Below are 14744 nucleotides of genomic sequence, written 5' to 3'. Positions count from 1 at the left end.
GCCGCCGCTCAGAACTCGATGCCGCGCTGCGCCTTCACGCCGGAGCGGAAGGGATGCTTCACCTGGGTCATGTCGGTGACGAGATCGGCCGCCTCCACAAGCTCGTCCTTGGCGTTGCGGCCGGTGACGACGACATGCTTCATCGCCGGCCTCTTGGCGAGCGTCTCAAGCACCTCTTGGAGCGGCAGATAGTCGTAGCGCAGGACGATATTGAGCTCGTCGAGAAGCACCAGACCGTGCTCCTCGTCTTCGATCATCGCCTTGGCCTTTTCCCAGGCGCCTCTGGCGGCGGCGATGTCGCGGGCCCGGTCCTGCGTCTCCCAGGTGAAGCCCTCGCCCATCGTCGCCATCGTCACCTGATCGGAAAACTTTTCCAGCGCCTGGCGCTCGCCCGTCTCCCATTTGCCTTTGACGAACTGGACGATGCCGACCTTCATGCCATTGCCGAGCGCCCGGAAGACGAGGCCGAAGGCGGCCGTCGACTTGCCCTTGCCCTTGCCGGTATGGACGATGAGAAGGCCCTTCTCGATCGTCTTGGTGGCGACGATCTTGTCGCGCGCGGCCTTCTTGCGGCGCATCTTCTCCGCGTGGCGGGCGTTCAGCTCCTCCTCGCTCATTTCAGGCTTCGTCATTGTCTCTCTCCGCTGGCCATCAGCGCCAGCTCTTCATGGACGGAATTGCGCCGCGGCGCCCACAGGCCGCGATCGATCGCCTCGGCAAAGCGTGCGGCGATCTCCTTGAGGGCCGGCGCGTTGTTCTCCGCCAGGAAGGCGCGCACATCCTCGTCCTCCAGATAGGCGGCGTAAAGCTGGTCGAAATGGTGGTGCTTCACCGCCGGCGTCGTCGCCGCGAAGGCGAAGAGGTAGTCGACCGTGGCGGCGATCTCAAAAGCGCCTTTGTAGCCGTGGCGCATGACGCCGGCGATCCATTTGGGGTTGGCCGCCCGCCCGCGCACGACGCGCGCCAGCTCTTCGTCGAGGCCGCGGATGACCGGCCGTTCGGGCCTGGAATGGTCGTTGTGGTAGGCGCGCGGCGCGGCGCCCTTCAGCGTTTCCACCGCCGAGGAAAGGCCGCCCTCGAACTGGTAGTAATCGTCCGAATCGAGAAGGTCGTGCTCGCGGTTGTCCTGGTTCTGCACGATGGCGTCGGTGGCCCTCAGCCGGCTCTCCAGGAGCCCGCGCGCCACCTGGCCGCCCTCGCCCTGCGCCCCGCCGCCATAGGCATAGGCGGACCATTCCAGGAAGGCGCCGGCAAGGTCGGCCCGGCTTTCCCAGATGCCCTCGTCGATGAGCGCCTGCAGGCCGGCCCCGTAGGCGCCCGGCTTGGAGCCGAAGACGCGGAAGGCAGAGGCCCGCCGCGCCTCCTCCTCAGAAAGCCCGTCGGCGGCAAGGCGCCGGCTCTCCGCGGCAATGCGCGCGCCGACCGGGTTCGCCTCCTCCGGCTCCTCACGTTCGGCGACGGCCAGCACCGCCTGATGGAAGAGGTCGATCTGATGCGGAAAGGCGTCTCGGAAAAGGCCGGAAATGCGCAAGGTCACGTCGATGCGCGGCCGCCCCAATTCGGCGAGCGGCAGAACCTCGACGCCGGTGACCCGGCCCGAAGCCGGCTCCCATTGCGGCCTGACGCCGAGCAGCGCCAGCGCCTGGGCGATGTCGTCGCCGCCGGTGCGCATGTTGGAGGTGCCCCAGACCGTCAGTGCGAATGCCTTCGGCCATTCGCCCTCGTCGGCATAGTAGCGTTCGGCGAGAAGGTCGGCGGAGCGCCGGCCGAGCTCGTAGGCGGCTCTGGTCGGCACGCCGCGCACATCGACGGAATAGAAGTTGCGCCCCGTCGGCAGGCAATCGTCGCGGCCCCTCGTCGGGGCGCCGGAAGGGCCCGGCGGCACGAAGCGGCCGGAAAGCGCGGCGAGCGTTGCCGCGATTTCCCGCTCGCCCGAAGCGTCGAGACGCGGGGCGATATCCTCGGCGATGGCCTTCAGGACGGCCGCCGTTTGGGGACCGGGTGCTCCGATGGACGCCCCCACCCTCCCCTCCAGGGGGAGGCCCGAACCGCAGGTCCGGGGTGGGGTGTCGCCATCACCCGCAGGGACCGGCGCCTCACCCCCTCCCACTCCTCCCGGCTTTGCCGGGCCGAGTGACCTCCCCCCTCCAGGGGGAGGTGGAGCGCTTCGCTGCGCCGGCCCAGCCGGCACGCAATTTCCGTTACGAGGGGTGCCCTCCCGCGCCTGTGGAATCGCTGACACCAGCTCCGCCGCCAACAGCTCCAGCCGCTCCACCGTATCGCCGTTGCTGCGCCAGGGCGCCTCGCAGAGCCGCGCCAGCGCTGCCGGCTTCGGCCCCTCCCATTTGGCGGCGAGCGGGCAGTCGAGCGGGTCGAAGGCGAGCGAGAGGTCTTCCGCCAGCGCCCTCAGCAGCGAGGCGTCCCCCTCCCCGCCGCCTTGGCCGGAAGGGGCGCGCGGCACGCGGGCGAGCGCGGCCAGCGTATCGGCGCGCAGCCGGCCTTCAGGGCTTTCGCCCAGAATGTGCAGCCCGTCGCGGATCTGCAGCTCCTTCAGGTCGCAGATCTGCTCGTCCAGCCTGACGACGATCTCCTCGCACGCCGCGTCGGGGCGAAGCTTAAGATCCTCCAGGAAGCCGTGCCGCGCCGCCATCTCGGCGATCGCCTCGCCGACCTCCTTCGCCCGCCTCTGGTCGAGAAGATCGGCCGCGGCGTATTCGTCGATGAGATATTCCAGCTCCGCCGCCGCGCCGTGGCTTTCCGCCCGCGTCATCGGCGGCATCAGATGGTCGACGATGACGGCCGCAGCTCGGCGCTTGGCCTGCGCCCCCTCGCCCGGATCGTTGACGATGAAGGGATAGACGAGCGGCGTTGGCCCGAGCGCGGCTTCCGGAAAGCATTCCTCAGACAGCGCCAGCGCCTTGCCCGGCAGCCATTCCAGATTGCCGTGCTTGCCCATATGCACCAGCGCGTCGGCGCCGAAGGTTTCCCGGAGCCAGGCATAGAAGGCGAAATAGCCGTGCGGCGGCACCAGCGCCGGATCGTGATAGCTGGTCTTGGGGTCGATATTGTAGCCGCGCGCCGGCTGCACGCCGATGGCCAGATGCCCGAACCGGTGCAGCGCCAGGCGAAAGCCGCCCTCTTCTTGCCGGAAGAACGGGTCCGCCTCCGGCGCCCCCCAGGCCTCCGCGACCTGTTCGCGCACGGCCGCCGGCAGCGAGCGGAAGACGTCGTTGTAATCGGCGAGCGAGAGGAGTTCGCCGCCTTGCCGTTTCTCGCGCTCATTAAGCGCGTTGGTCGGCCCGGCGAGGAGCCGTGCCATCAATGCCTCGCCCGTGACCGGCGCGTCCGCAACCTCGTAGCCCGCCGCCGCCATCGCCCGCACCAGATTGGCCGTGGAGGCGGGCGCGTCGAGGCCGACGCCGTTGGCGAGCCGCCCGTCCTTGTTCGGATAGTTGGAAAGGACGATGCCGATGCGCTTTTCCCCGTTCGGCGTGTCGCCAAGCCGCGCCCAGGCGGCGGCGAGGTCGGCGGTAAAGTCGATGCGGTCGGCGAGCGGGCGGTGCGCCATCGGCCGGCATTCGGTGCGCGGCTCCAGCTCGCCCTCCTCCTTGAAGGAGACGGCGCGGGCAATCAGCCGCCCGTCCACCTCCGGCAGGACGACGTTCATGGTAAGGTCGGCGGGCGAAAGGCCGCGCGGATGCGCCCGCCACGTCTCCCGCGGCACCCCGGCGAAGGTCGCCTGCAGCACCGGCCGCACGCCGCCGTCAAGAACGGTGCGCCCCGCCGCCTCGCCCGCTCTGCCGAGGGCGAAGGCGGTGGCGTTGACGACGAGCGCCGGCTCGCGTTCGGCAAAGAGGTTTTCCACGAAGCGCGCATCGCCCGCCTGCTTCAGACTGGAGACGAAAACGGGCAGCGGTTTCAAGCCTCGCCCCGCGAGCGCTTTGGCGAGCGCGTCGACCGGCGCCGTTTGCCCGGACTGGAGGAGCGCCCGGTAGAAGACGATGGCGGCCTCGCGCCCGCTTGCCGCCGCCATTCCCTGCGGCTCGTAGAGGCCGAAGGCGGGCAGCGTCTGTGGCGGTTTGGGCATGGCGCCATGGCCGATGAGGTGGCCGGCAAAGCGCAGGAACCCGGCAAAGTTCTCCGCCCCGCCTTCGGCGAGATAGGACCACAAGAGCCGGCTCTCGTCGGCGCCGAGCGTGCCGGCAGCGGCGAGCGTGCCGTCCCAGACCGCCTCGCCGGGAAGCAGCGCCACCTTGGCGCCGCTCGCGCGCGCCGCCTTCAGCACCTCCTCAACGCCGTAGCGCCAATAGCCGATGCCGCCCAGAAGGCGGATAACGACGAGCCGCGCATGGGCGGCGACGCTCTCCACGTAAAGGTCGACCGAATAGGGATGGGCGAGCCCCATCCAATTGGCGAGGCGAAGGCGAGGAAAGTCCTCCGGCAGCCGGTTCGCCGCCGCCGCCAGGCCCGCAATCTCCGTATCGGCGGCGGACAGCACCACGATCTCGCCCGGCGTCTGGCCGAGATCGACGGCCTCGGCCGCCGCGTCGAGACCGCGGCTCTGCCCTTGGAGGATATGCAAGGCTCAGCCTCCGAGAGCCTCCGCCACCTCTTGCCGGTCGATGCTGGCAAGGCCGATGACGACGAGCTTGAGGTCTTGCCCGGCGCCTGCGCCGTTGTCCTTCGGCGCGTCGAACCAGCTCTCCAGCCGCTGACCGACGGCCTGCACCAGGAGCGGCGCCGGCTTGCCGTCGATCGCCATGCGTCCCTTGATCCTGAGAACGCCCGGCACGGCAAGGGCGCGCTTCACCCGCGCTTCCGCCTCCGCCTTGTCGGCGGCCATGGCCGTGAGGCTGAAGGAGCTGAAATCGTCGTGCTCGTGATCCTCCTCGCCCTCCATTTCGTGGTGGCTGAGGCGGTTATGGCTGTCGCCCTCCGCTCCGGCGCCGAGGCCGAGCAGCACCTCCGGCGGGACGATGCCGCGCGCCGCGCGGATGACGGAGGCCGGGCCGCGCTTGTCCTCGCCGATGCGCGCCTCCACGGTCGAAATCCCCGCCTCGTCGACGAGATCGGCCTTGGAAAGCACGATGAGGTCGGCGCAGCGCAGCTGGTCCTCGAAGAGTTCCTCGATCGGGTCGTCGTGGCCCAGAGACGCGTCGGCCTCGCGCTGGGCGACGAGCCTCGCCTCGTCGCTCGCCATCCGCCCGGCCGCGACGGCCTCCGCGTCGACCACCGTCACCACCCCGTCCACCGTCACCCGGTGGCGCACCGCCGGCCAGGCGAAGGCCTTCACCAGCGGCTGCGGCAGGGCAAGGCCGGACGTCTCGATGACGATATGGTCCGGCGGGCTCTCGCGTGCCAGAAGCGCCTCCATCGCCGGCAGGAAATCGTCGGCGACGGTGCAGCAGATGCAACCATTGGCAAGCTCCACGATATCCTCCTCGCCGCAGGCCGGGCTGCCGCAATCGGAAAGGATGCCGCCGTCGAAACCGGTATCGCCGAATTCGTTGACGATGAGGGCGATTTTCCGCCCGCCGGCGTTTTCCAGAATGTGCCGGATCAGCGTCGTCTTGCCGGCGCCGAGAAAGCCGGTGACGATGGTCGCGGGTATGCGGGCGGTCGCTTGTGTGCGTGGCTCTGCGCTCATGCGGGTAGCTTTCCTTTCAGGGCCATCGGCAGGCCCGCCGCGAGGAAGACGACGGTTTCCGCCATGGCCGCGATCTGTTGGTTGAGCCGGCCTTGCGCATCGCGAAAACGGCGCGCGAGCGCGTTCTCCGGCACGATGCCGAGCCCGACCTCGTTGGCGACGAGCACCACCTCCCCCCTCGCCTCACGGAGCGCGGCGACGAGCGCTTCGCTCGCTTCTTCCGGCTCTTTGTCGGCAAGCAGGATGTTGGTGAGCCAAAGGGTCAGGCAGTCGATAAGGAGAATGCTCTCCTTATCGCTTTCATCGCGGATGGCCTCAGCCAGCGCCACGGGAACCTCAAGGTTGCGCCAGGAAGACCCCCGGCGCGCCCGGTGCGCGGCAATCCGCGCCTCCATCTCCTTGTCCGGCGCGTCCTGCATCGGCCGGTAGGTGGCGAGGTAGACGGGCCGCAGCCCGCTTGCCGTTGCCAGCTTCTCCGCATAGCGGCTCTTGCCGGAACGGGCCCCGCCGAGGATCAGCGTGGCGCCGCCGCTCATGGCCTTTCGGCAAGACGCCGATAGCTCGCCCCGCCGACAAGCCCGATCAGCGACCAGGTGATGCCGGCAAGCACCAGCGAGGCGGCGGCGAAATGCCCGGCGATCTCGGCCGGCACACCGCTCGCCGGCGCCGGCGGAGGCGGCGCCCCGACGACATGCGGCACCAGGAGGATGGCGAGACCGACGATCCGCACCGCCCAGTTCTGCGACAGGAACATCGCCGCAAGGCCGATGGCCGTGGCGAGCGCGGTGGCGATCCACCAGGTCTGGCGCAGGCCGAGCTCGGCCGCGGCGCTGCCGGGAAGCTCCGGCGGCAGGCCGAGGGCGGGCGCCAGCGAGGTGGCGGCGAAGGCGCCGAGCCCCCACAGAAGCCCCCTATGGGCGTCGATCTTGCGGCCGAGGGCCACCATCGCGCCCAGAAGCAGGAGCGCATAGCCAAGGCCCATCACGATGGAAGCCCCGGTCGTATAAAGCGTGCGCTCCAGCCCGTCATGCGGCGCCCAGGCCGCGCCGTCGCCATGCGTGGAGGCGGTGACCGAAAGACCCTCCTCGCCCGGCGCCGGCGTTCCCAGCGCGGCCATCTCGTAGGTCTCCGCTTCAAGGATGAGCGGCGTCGTGACGAAATGCTGGAAGAGCGCGGCCACGAGCCCCGCGACGAGCCCGGCCGCGGCCGCGCTCAGAACGATATTGCGAAACATCGAAGCCTCAGTGGCAGGGAAGCGCGAAGGCGTGGCGCGTGTCGTGCGTGGAATTGTGCAACACGTCCGCACCGGCAAAGCCTGCCGTGGCGACGATGAGCGCGCCGAGCATCAGGGCGGCGAGCGCCGGGACGAGTGCGGCGCGCGTGGCGCCGGCGTCGCCGGCATGAGCGTGATGGGAAACCTGCATGATATCTCCTTGCCGTCCCTCCGACGGCGTTTGAGTTGCCGGCTCCGGCAGGTCTCCTGGCTTGCGGGTCACCGCCCATCCCGCGCCTTCCCGTTGCCGGTGGCGTCTTGCAGGTGGGCTCGCCGCGCACAGTTGCGGGGGCAGCTGCGGCTTCAGGACCCCTGATTGGGTCGTCCCGACCGCATTCCCTTTTGAACCCCAGGCGCTTTGCGCCATCCCGGGAACCGGAGCTAATTTTGGAATTATGACGAATCGCGCCCTTTGCGCAAGGCCGCCTCGCTGCGCGGGCGGGCGGCGCGGGCCGGCACGGGGCGCGCGCCGACCTTCGGTGTCGCCCCGTCGAGCTTCCTGGCGATGTCGGGGTAGCGGCTGTGGAACCAGACGGCCAGGCGCCGCCGCCAGCGCCGCACGACGGGCATGTCGATGGACAGGATGATGAGGCCGAGCGGCAGCATCCAGAAGCCGGCGACGGGCAGAAAGCCGACGAATCCGCCGAAGATGAGGGCGATGCCGAGACCCATGCGGAAAAGCCGGCTCTGCGGCAGCGGCACGGAGCGTCCGAACAGGTGCAGGCCGGTCTGCCTGCGCTCGTCGTTGCCTGGCTGCATGGCGTCCTTCTCTTCCTTGCCCATCGCGCAAAGATGGGATGACACGACGCGCTTGCAATGCCCGCCGGGTTTGCTATATCGCGACCCAATTCCCCGGTAGCTCAGTTGGTAGAGCAAGCGGCTGTTAACCGCTGGGTCGCTGGTTCGAGTCCGGCCCGGGGAGCCACCTCTCTCAAAATCGAACAAAAACGCCGGCCGATTGGTATCGCCCGGCGCGCTAACACGGCGGCAGGCCGCCCGCTTCAATAGCGGATTTCGCCTACCAAATTGTCGGTTCGCACTGCCACCGCGGCGGGCCGCATCCCGATACCGCGCGTCTCGGCAAACCCGCTATCGTCCTTTGTCCAACGCGTCGGCGGTCTCGAAATACACCTCCGCCACGCCGCGCACCTCTTCCTCGTTATACGCCTCCGAGGCGAGGTGCAGCGTCTCCAGCGTTGCAGCAAGCGCGCCGAATTCCTCGTTGATCTTCGCCAGCGCCAGCTCGATCGTATAGGTGTATTCGTGGATTTCCTCCATGTCCGCGACGGCCAGCGGGTCTCTGGAAAGGACGTCCCGGACCTTCGCATTGTATTCGACGAAGTTGTCAACCGCCTCTTCGATCGTCTCCGAGGGCACGGCCGCGTAGTGTTCGACCTTGTCCTCCGCGGCGATCGAAGAGGCGGTCGCGAGGAGCGCGAAGACTGCCCCGGCAGCGAGCGTGGTCCCAAAGCGCATGACAGTTCTCCTTTTCATCATACAGAATCAGTCGCCGGCCCAGAGCCGTTCCAGGTTGCTCTTGGCCTTGAGAAGTCGGTCGAAATCGGCACTCTTGCCGATGTATTCGAAGATGCCGCGCGCGGCCGCGTCGAGGTCGTGCAGGATCTCGCGCCGGGCCGGGTCGCGCACCCAGCTCGTGATCCAACCCACCACGGCAAGGCGCTCGCCCGAGGAGACGGGCTCCACCCGGTGCAAGGCGCTCGTCGGGTAGAGAATCATATCGCCGGCGCCGGGGCGAAAGACCCGATCCTCCACGCCGTCGGCGATCACCAGCCCCCCGCCCTCGTACTCGGCGATGTCCGAAAGCGGCAGAGTGAAGGAAAGGTCGGTCCGGCTGCCGCTCATGATCGCGTCGTCGATGTGGAAGCCGTATTCCATGCCGGTTCGGTAGCGCGACAGCAGCATCCGTGCGAAACCTCGGGGCCGCGCCGCGGAGCGGAATACCTCGTTGGCCAGGAGTTTCTCGCGGACCGTGGCGAGAAGCGCCTCGAGATCCCGGCAAGGCCGCGCCTGGAGGTTCGACTTCACGTCGCGCGCATAGCGCCCGGCCGTCGCGCGACCGTCCTCAAAAGGGATGTCTTCGGCGGCCTCGCGCAGCGCCGCCACCTCCTCCCGGGCGAGGACGTCTCCAATCACCAGGACCATCATCGGCTCATTCGATCCGCAGCGCGACGATGTCGATGCGCGCCGCCGCACCGAAGAGCCGGCTCGGATCCACCTCGAAATCCCCTTGGCCCTGCAGATCGCCAAAGGTCGCGTCGGTGGCCGCAAGATGGCCGAGAATGCGCGTGCCGGCCTCCGCGATCTCCGGATCGTCGCTTTCCGCCATCTGGCGCGCCTCGGTCTCCACGACGCGCAGGAAGCCCCACGCATCCTGGTATTCGTGTAGGTTCGAGACCGTGCCGCCTTCCAGGCCAATCTGATACTCGGCGCCGGCGATACGGGTGAGCTCGGCGAGACCCTTAATCTGCTCCCGCGCCGTCGTCTGGCCGCGGGCTTCCTCGATGGTGGCGCGCACAGCGGCGAACAGCGGCTCAAGCTCGGCGAAGGGCGCATCCGCCTCGCTCGCCTTGGCCAGCGCCAGGATTTCGGAGCGGAGCCGTTCCAGCGCGCGCTCTTCCAGCGGCTGTGCGACGGCGTCGTACTTCTCCTCGATCGGGTGGCCCATATGCGTGCGGGCCGCCTCCCGGTCACCCGCTTCGTAGAGCGCCATGCCGGCGCGCAGATGGCCCTCGATGAAGCCGAGGTCGCGCAAGAGCACGACCGTCGGATCGAGGCGCGCGCCCTCTCCCTCACCTTCGCCTTCCCCCTCGCCGCCCGTCGCGGTCTGGGCCAGCAGAACCTGATTATCCGCGCCGATGGATGGTATCTCGGCCGGCTGAGCTTGAACTAGGCTGCCAGCGACGGTCGCCGCGGCTGTGCCCAGCGCGAGCGTCCGACGGGCTCTTACCAGGCGGCGCTTTCTTGTGTCCGTCGCAGACATCGACCATCCCTCATTTATTCCTGACTATTAGAGTCAATAAATGTGAATGCGGAGTTTGTGTCAATGCCTCCAACCTCCGAAGGATGTGCACCGCAGCCCTTTGGCGAGAGAGTTTGCCGATCCGCGGCGATGCCCGGCTCTGACCTGTGGCGCGCTTTGCCGCTCTAAAGCGCTGCCCTTCCGCCAACTGGTTCCAGCCCGGCAAAGGAAGCCTTCCTCCTCAAATCAGACGAAAACGCCGGCCGGGTTGCCCCGACCGGCGTTCTTGATTCTCAGGCCGGAGCGGCCCGCGCCGCCCCGATCTCCCAAAAGCGTCCTCAGTGGGCGAGGACGGCGAGCAGTAAGAGCGCCACGATGTTGGTGATCTTGATCATCGGGTTCACCGCCGGGCCGGCCGTGTCCTTGTAAGGATCGCCCACCGTGTCGCCGGTGACGGCCGCCTTGTGGGCCTCAGAGCCCTTGCCGCCGTGATGGCCGTCCTCGATGTACTTCTTGGCGTTGTCCCAGGCGCCGCCGCCCGCCGTCATGGAGATGGCGACGAAGAGGCCGGTGACGATGACGCCGAGCAGCATGGCGCCGACCGCCGCGAAGGCGTCCGACTTGCCGCCGATGAGGTAGATGACGAAGAAGCAGACGATGGGCGAGAGCACCGGCAGGAGCGAGGGAACGATCATCTCCTTGATGGCGGCCCTTGTCAGCATGTCGACGGCGCGGCCGTAATCGGGCTTTTCCTTGCCCTCCATGATGCCCGGCTTCTCGCGGAACTGCCGGCGCACCTCCTCCACCACGGCGCCTCCGGCGCGCCCGACCGCCGTCATGGCGATGCCGCCGAAGAGGTAGGGCAGAAGCCCGCCGAAGAGGAGGCCGACGACCACGTAGGGGTTGGAGAGGGAGAAATCGACCGACACGCCCTCAAAGAAGGAGCCGGGTTCCGCCTGGGCGGAGAAGAAGGCCAGATCCTCCGTATAGGCGGCGAAGAGCACCAGGGCGCCGAGGCCCGCCGAGCCGATGGCGTAGCCCTTGGTGACGGCCTTGGTGGTGTTGCCGACCGCATCCAGCGCGTCGGTGGTGGCGCGCACCTCCGCCGGCAGATCGGCCATCTCGGCGATGCCGCCGGCATTGTCGGTGACCGGGCCGAAGGCGTCGAGCGCCACGACCACGCCGGCGAGCGCCAGCATCGTGGTGACGGCGATGGCGATGCCGAAGAGGCCGGCAAGGCCGTAGGCGCTCAGGATGCCGGCGATGATGACGATGGCCGGCAGCGCCGTCGATTCCAGCGACACGGCGAGGCCCTGGATGACGTTGGTGCCGTGGCCGGTGACGGAGGCGTCGGCGACGGAGCGCACCGGCCGGTAGTTGGTGCCGGTGTAGTATTCGGTGATCCAGATGATGAGGCCGGTCACCGCCAGGCCGACGATGCCGCAATAGAAGAGGTCGCCGCCGGTGAAGGAGAGCCCCGCCGGGGTGGTGAACTGCGTGTCCCAGCCGGTGACGAAGAAGACGATGGCGGCGAGCGCCACGGCCGACAGGACGGCGGTGGCGATGAAGCCCTTATAGAGCGCGCCCATGATGGAGTTGTTGGCGCCGAGCTTCACGAAGAAGGTGCCGATGATGGAGGTGACGACGCAGCTCGCCCCGATGAGGAGCGGGAAGATCATCAGGCTCGTCGCCTGCTCGCCGGTGAAGTAGATGGAGGCGAGCACCATGGTGGCGACGATGGTCACCGCGTAGGTCTCGAAAAGGTCGGCGGCCATGCCGGCGCAGTCGCCGACATTGTCGCCCACATTGTCGGCGATGGTCGCCGGGTTGCGCGGATCGTCCTCCGGGATTCCCGCTTCCACCTTGCCGACGAGATCGCCGCCGACATCAGCGCCCTTGGTGAAGATGCCGCCGCCCAGACGCGCGAAGATGGAGATCAGCGAGGCGCCGAAGCCGAGCGCCACCAGCGCGTCGATGACGGCGCGGTCGGTGACCTCGTAGCCCAGAAGCTGCGTCAGGATGGTGAAGTAGCCGGCGACGCCGAGCAGCGCCAGGCCGGCGACGAGAAGGCCGGTGATGGCGCCGGACTTGAAGGCGATCTCCAGCCCGCCGGCGAGCGAGACGGAGGCCGCCTGCGCGGTGCGCACATTGGCGCGCACCGATACCAGCATGCCGATGAAGCCGGCCGCGCCGGAGAGGATGGCGCCGATGGCAAAGCCCACCGCCGCCTCGAAGGAGAGAAGGTACCAGGCCAGCGCGCAGACGACGACGCCGACGATGGCGATGGTGGTGTACTGGCGCGTCAGATAGGCGAGCGCGCCCTCGCGGATGGCGCCGGCGATCTCCTGCATGCGCTGGTTGCCGGTATCGGCCGACATGACCGATTGGATCGCCCAGACCGCATAGACGATGGACAAAAGTCCGCAGGCGATGACGATGTAAAGCAATATCATAGGTTCCCCCGGGGGCGGGCCGGCCGATTGCCGGACGTGAAACGAGGCCCCGTGCGCGCCGCCATATGCGCGGCGCGGGAGCCTCCACTATCGCGCGGGGGTATTGACGAAAGCGTCATCCCCGTCAAGGCCTCCTAAAGACAGCGTTAACACTGTCTCAGGCGCGCCGGCTCCGCTTTTTCTGATTCGCCAGGAGGGCGAGCAGGCCGACCAGCGCGATGGCCGCAAACGGGATCATCGTCCAGGCGATCGCCGGCCAGCCGCCCGCCACCAGGATGCGCCCGGAGGAAAGCGAGGCGAGCGCCACCGCGCCGAAAACGAGGAAGTCGTTAAGGCCCTGCACGCGCTCGCGCTCTTCCGGCCGGTAGGTGGAGGCCACCAGCGCGGTTGCGCCGAGGAAGCCGAAATTCCAGCCGATACCGAGAACGACGAGCGCCGCCCAGAAATGGATGAGGTCGACGCCCATCAGCGCGATGCCGGCGCAGGCGACGAGAAGGACGAGACCGGCGATGACGACGCGCTCCGCCCCGAAACGGGCGACGAGGGTGCCGGTGAAGAAGCTCGGCGCGAACATGGCGATGACATGCCATTGGATGCCTAGGAAGGCCGCCTCCTCCGGCAGGCCGCAGAAGATCATGGCGAGCGGCGCCGCCGTCATCATCAGGTTCATCAACGCGTAGGAGACGATGGCGCAGGCGACGGCGACCAGAAAGCGCGGCTGGCGCGCGATCTGCATCAGCGGCCGCCCGGCGGGCCGCGCCTCCGCCACGACCGGACGCGGCGCGTGCAGCCCGGCAAGCACCACGGCGGCGATAAGCATCAGCACCGCGGCAGCGAGATAGGGCGCGGCAAAGGGCAGCAGCGGCCAGGCTTCCTTGGTGTGGATGACCGCCTGCGGACCGATGATGGCCGCGAAGATGCCGCCGACCAGAACCAGCGCGATGGCTTTCGGGCGGAAGGCGGGGCTTGCCGTATCGGCGGCGGCGAAGCGGAATTGCTGCACGAAGGCGGCGGCAAAACCCATCAGGAAGGCGCCGAGGCACAGAAGCAGGAAGGAAGGCAGCGCCATCGCCACCGCTTCCATGAGCGCTCCGCCCGCTCCCACCAGCATGCCCGCGATGAGCCCGAGCCGCCGGCCGAAGCGCCGCTGCAGGAGCGCCGCCGGCATGGTGCCGACCGCCGTGCCGATGACGAAGGTCGTCAGGGGCAGCGTCGCCAGCGATTTGTCGGGGCCGAGCAGCATATGCGCGGCGAGCGAGGAGATGGCGAAGTTGATCGGCGCGCCGGCCCCGGCGATGGCCTGGGCGCTCGCCAGGACAAAGACGTTGCGCTTGGCGGTGCGATCGTCGACGGGCGGCGCGGCGCCAACCTCCGCGGCCTCCATCTCGCTCGTGGCTGTCTCGGCCGCGGAGCTCACTTTGCGCCTCCATGCACGAAGGCGCGATGCGTCAGCTCCATCTCGGCGCCGTCCTTCATCAGGCGCGCCCTGCCCTCGCCCTCGGCAAGCTCGCCGATGCGCGCGAGCGGCACGCCGGCCCTCGCCGCCGCCTGTCGGAAGGCATCCTCGCCAGCACGCGGCACGGCGGCGAGGATCTCGTAATCGTCGCCGCCCGTCAGCGCCTCCTGCAGCGAAAAGCCCTTGCCCTCAAGCGCCGCCACGGCCGGATCGAGCGGCACCTTGCCGGCGTCGATGACGGCGCTGACGCCGCTCGCCGCGGCCAGCTTGTCGGCGTCGCCGGCAAGCCCGTCGGAAATGTCGATGGCGGCGCTGGCATGCCGCTGCACCGCTTCGGCGAGCGCCACGCGCGGCTGCGGTTCGCGGTAGCGGGAAATCAGCCGCGCCCGCTCCGTTTGCGAGAGCCCCTCGCCCGCCCTTCCCTGCAAGAGGGCAAGCCCCGCCCCGGAGCCGCCGATGGCGCCGGAAAGATAGAGCGCGTCGCCAGGCCGGCCGCCGGTGCGATGCACCATCGTCCCGCGCGGCAGGGCGCCGATGGCGGTGATGGAGACGGTGACCCGGTCCGGCGAGGCGATGGTGTCGCCGCCGATGAGATCGATGCCGTAGAGCTCCTGGTCGCCCTTCAGCCCTTGGCAGAAATCCTCAAGCCAGGCCTCGTCGCAGGCCTCGCTCGTCGCCAGCGCCATCAGATAGCCGAGCGGCCGCGCGCCCTTGGCGGCAAGGTCGGAGAGGTTGACCCTCAGCGCCTTCCTCGCCACCGAGGCCGGCGGATCGCCGGAAAGGAAATGCACGTTCTCGGCGATCATGTCCTTGGTGAGGACGAGATCCTCGCCGGCCGCCGGGGCGAGGAAGCCGGCATCGTCGAGGAGGCCGAGCGCGCCCTTGCCGGCGAGCGGGCGGAAGAAGCGGTCGATGAGTTCCAGCTCGTCCACGGC

Annotated in this window: 13 protein-coding genes, 1 tRNA gene and 1 riboswitch; of the genes, 1 reads left to right on the top strand and 13 read right to left on the bottom strand. The window is 68.8% G+C overall.

What is annotated here, in order from left to right; translation table 11 throughout:
• Positions 1-8: 8 nt before the first annotated feature.
• The 7 genes from cobO to Q331_RS23400 all read right to left on the bottom strand — a co-directional run bounded on the left by cobO (position 9) and on the right by Q331_RS23400 (position 7679).
• On the bottom strand, positions 9-632 hold the full coding sequence (gene cobO / locus Q331_RS0107780) for a cob(I)yrinic acid a,c-diamide adenosyltransferase (RefSeq protein ID WP_034491447.1): 624 nt from the start codon (positions 630-632) through the stop codon (positions 9-11).
• Positions 629-4582, bottom strand: coding sequence for a cobaltochelatase subunit CobN (cobN, locus tag Q331_RS0107775; protein ID WP_026380219.1), 3954 nt, complete (start codon positions 4580-4582; stop codon positions 629-631). Before cobN ends, cobO begins: the two co-directional genes overlap by 4 nt.
• Before the next feature lie 3 nt (positions 4583-4585).
• Positions 4586-5647 (bottom strand): cobalamin biosynthesis protein CobW, encoded by a 1062-nt coding sequence (gene cobW, locus Q331_RS0107770; protein ID WP_026380218.1) that lies wholly within the window; start codon positions 5645-5647, stop codon positions 4586-4588.
• Positions 5644-6183, bottom strand: a complete 540-nt coding sequence (cobU, locus tag Q331_RS0107765) for a bifunctional adenosylcobinamide kinase/adenosylcobinamide-phosphate guanylyltransferase (protein ID WP_026380217.1) — start codon at positions 6181-6183, stop codon at positions 5644-5646. The genes cobW and cobU overlap by 4 nt, the downstream gene beginning before the upstream one ends.
• Positions 6180-6881, bottom strand: a complete 702-nt coding sequence (locus Q331_RS0107760; protein WP_026380216.1) for a CbtA family protein — start codon at positions 6879-6881, stop codon at positions 6180-6182. The genes cobU and Q331_RS0107760 overlap by 4 nt, the downstream gene beginning before the upstream one ends.
• A 7-nt stretch (positions 6882-6888) precedes the next feature.
• Positions 6889-7071 (bottom strand): CbtB domain-containing protein, encoded by a 183-nt coding sequence (locus tag Q331_RS0107755; RefSeq protein ID WP_026380215.1) that lies wholly within the window; start codon positions 7069-7071, stop codon positions 6889-6891.
• Positions 7072-7100: 29 nt separating this feature from the next.
• Positions 7101-7315, bottom strand: a riboswitch (cobalamin riboswitch).
• The gene (locus Q331_RS23400) at positions 7314-7679 is read right to left on the bottom strand and encodes a hypothetical protein (RefSeq protein WP_156953288.1); all 366 of its coding nucleotides are present in this window, start codon (positions 7677-7679) and stop codon (positions 7314-7316) included. (Overlaps the previous riboswitch by 2 nt.)
• A gap of 90 nt (positions 7680-7769) precedes the next feature.
• On the opposite strand from Q331_RS23400, the gene Q331_RS0107745 reads away from it, so the two are divergent.
• A tRNA-Asn gene (locus Q331_RS0107745) sits at positions 7770-7845 on the top strand.
• 164 nt (positions 7846-8009) lie between these two features.
• Here Q331_RS0107745 and Q331_RS20535 read toward each other — a convergent pair.
• The 6 genes from Q331_RS20535 to thiL all read right to left on the bottom strand — a co-directional run bounded on the left by Q331_RS20535 (position 8010) and on the right by thiL (position 14741).
• On the bottom strand, positions 8010-8396 hold the full coding sequence (locus Q331_RS20535) for a DUF6746 family protein (RefSeq protein WP_034491444.1): 387 nt from the start codon (positions 8394-8396) through the stop codon (positions 8010-8012).
• A gap of 27 nt (positions 8397-8423) precedes the next feature.
• A complete protein-coding gene (locus tag Q331_RS0107735) occupies positions 8424-9083 on the bottom strand; it encodes a Fe2+-dependent dioxygenase (RefSeq protein WP_026380214.1) in 660 nt (219 codons plus the stop codon).
• A gap of 7 nt (positions 9084-9090) precedes the next feature.
• Entirely contained in the window at positions 9091-9921 is an 831-nt protein-coding gene (locus Q331_RS0107730) for a hypothetical protein (RefSeq protein ID WP_026380213.1), read from the bottom strand.
• Positions 9922-10238: 317 nt separating this feature from the next.
• A complete protein-coding gene (locus tag Q331_RS0107725; protein ID WP_026380212.1) occupies positions 10239-12353 on the bottom strand; it encodes a sodium-translocating pyrophosphatase in 2115 nt (704 codons plus the stop codon).
• 157 nt (positions 12354-12510) lie between these two features.
• Positions 12511-13770: an MFS transporter gene (locus Q331_RS0107720; RefSeq protein WP_245615544.1), complete on the bottom strand. Its 1260-nt coding sequence runs from the start codon at positions 13768-13770 to the stop codon at positions 12511-12513.
• Entirely contained in the window at positions 13767-14741 is a 975-nt protein-coding gene (thiL, locus tag Q331_RS20530; protein WP_034491441.1) for a thiamine-phosphate kinase, read from the bottom strand. The genes Q331_RS0107720 and thiL overlap by 4 nt, the downstream gene beginning before the upstream one ends.
• Positions 14742-14744 lie beyond the last annotated feature (3 nt).

It is taken from the genome of Afifella pfennigii DSM 17143 (assembly GCF_000688515.1).
Lineage (GTDB): Bacteria > Pseudomonadota > Alphaproteobacteria > Rhizobiales > Afifellaceae > Afifella > Afifella pfennigii.
This window is presented reverse-complemented; position numbering and strand designations above follow the sequence as displayed.

What these genes read in the sequence shown, in the direction of transcription:
- cobO (WP_034491447.1), bottom strand. Translation starts at nt 632, where the DNA reads ATGACGAAGCCTGAAATGAGCGAGGAGGAGCTGAACGCCCGCCACGCG.
- cobW (WP_026380218.1), bottom strand. Translation starts at nt 5,647, where the DNA reads ATGAGCGCAGAGCCACGCACACAAGCGACCGCCCGCATACCCGCGACC.
- cobU (WP_026380217.1), bottom strand. Translation starts at nt 6,183, where the DNA reads ATGAGCGGCGGCGCCACGCTGATCCTCGGCGGGGCCCGTTCCGGCAAG.
- Q331_RS0107760 (WP_026380216.1), bottom strand. Translation starts at nt 6,881, where the DNA reads ATGTTTCGCAATATCGTTCTGAGCGCGGCCGCGGCCGGGCTCGTCGCG.
- Q331_RS0107755 (WP_026380215.1), bottom strand. Translation starts at nt 7,071, where the DNA reads ATGCAGGTTTCCCATCACGCTCATGCCGGCGACGCCGGCGCCACGCGC.
- Q331_RS23400 (WP_156953288.1), bottom strand. Translation starts at nt 7,679, where the DNA reads ATGCAGCCAGGCAACGACGAGCGCAGGCAGACCGGCCTGCACCTGTTC.
- Q331_RS20535 (WP_034491444.1), bottom strand. Translation starts at nt 8,396, where the DNA reads ATGCGCTTTGGGACCACGCTCGCTGCCGGGGCAGTCTTCGCGCTCCTC.
- Q331_RS0107735 (WP_026380214.1), bottom strand. Translation starts at nt 9,083, where the DNA reads ATGGTCCTGGTGATTGGAGACGTCCTCGCCCGGGAGGAGGTGGCGGCG.
- Q331_RS0107730 (WP_026380213.1), bottom strand. Translation starts at nt 9,921, where the DNA reads ATGTCTGCGACGGACACAAGAAAGCGCCGCCTGGTAAGAGCCCGTCGG.
- Q331_RS0107725 (WP_026380212.1), bottom strand. Translation starts at nt 12,353, where the DNA reads ATGATATTGCTTTACATCGTCATCGCCTGCGGACTTTTGTCCATCGTC.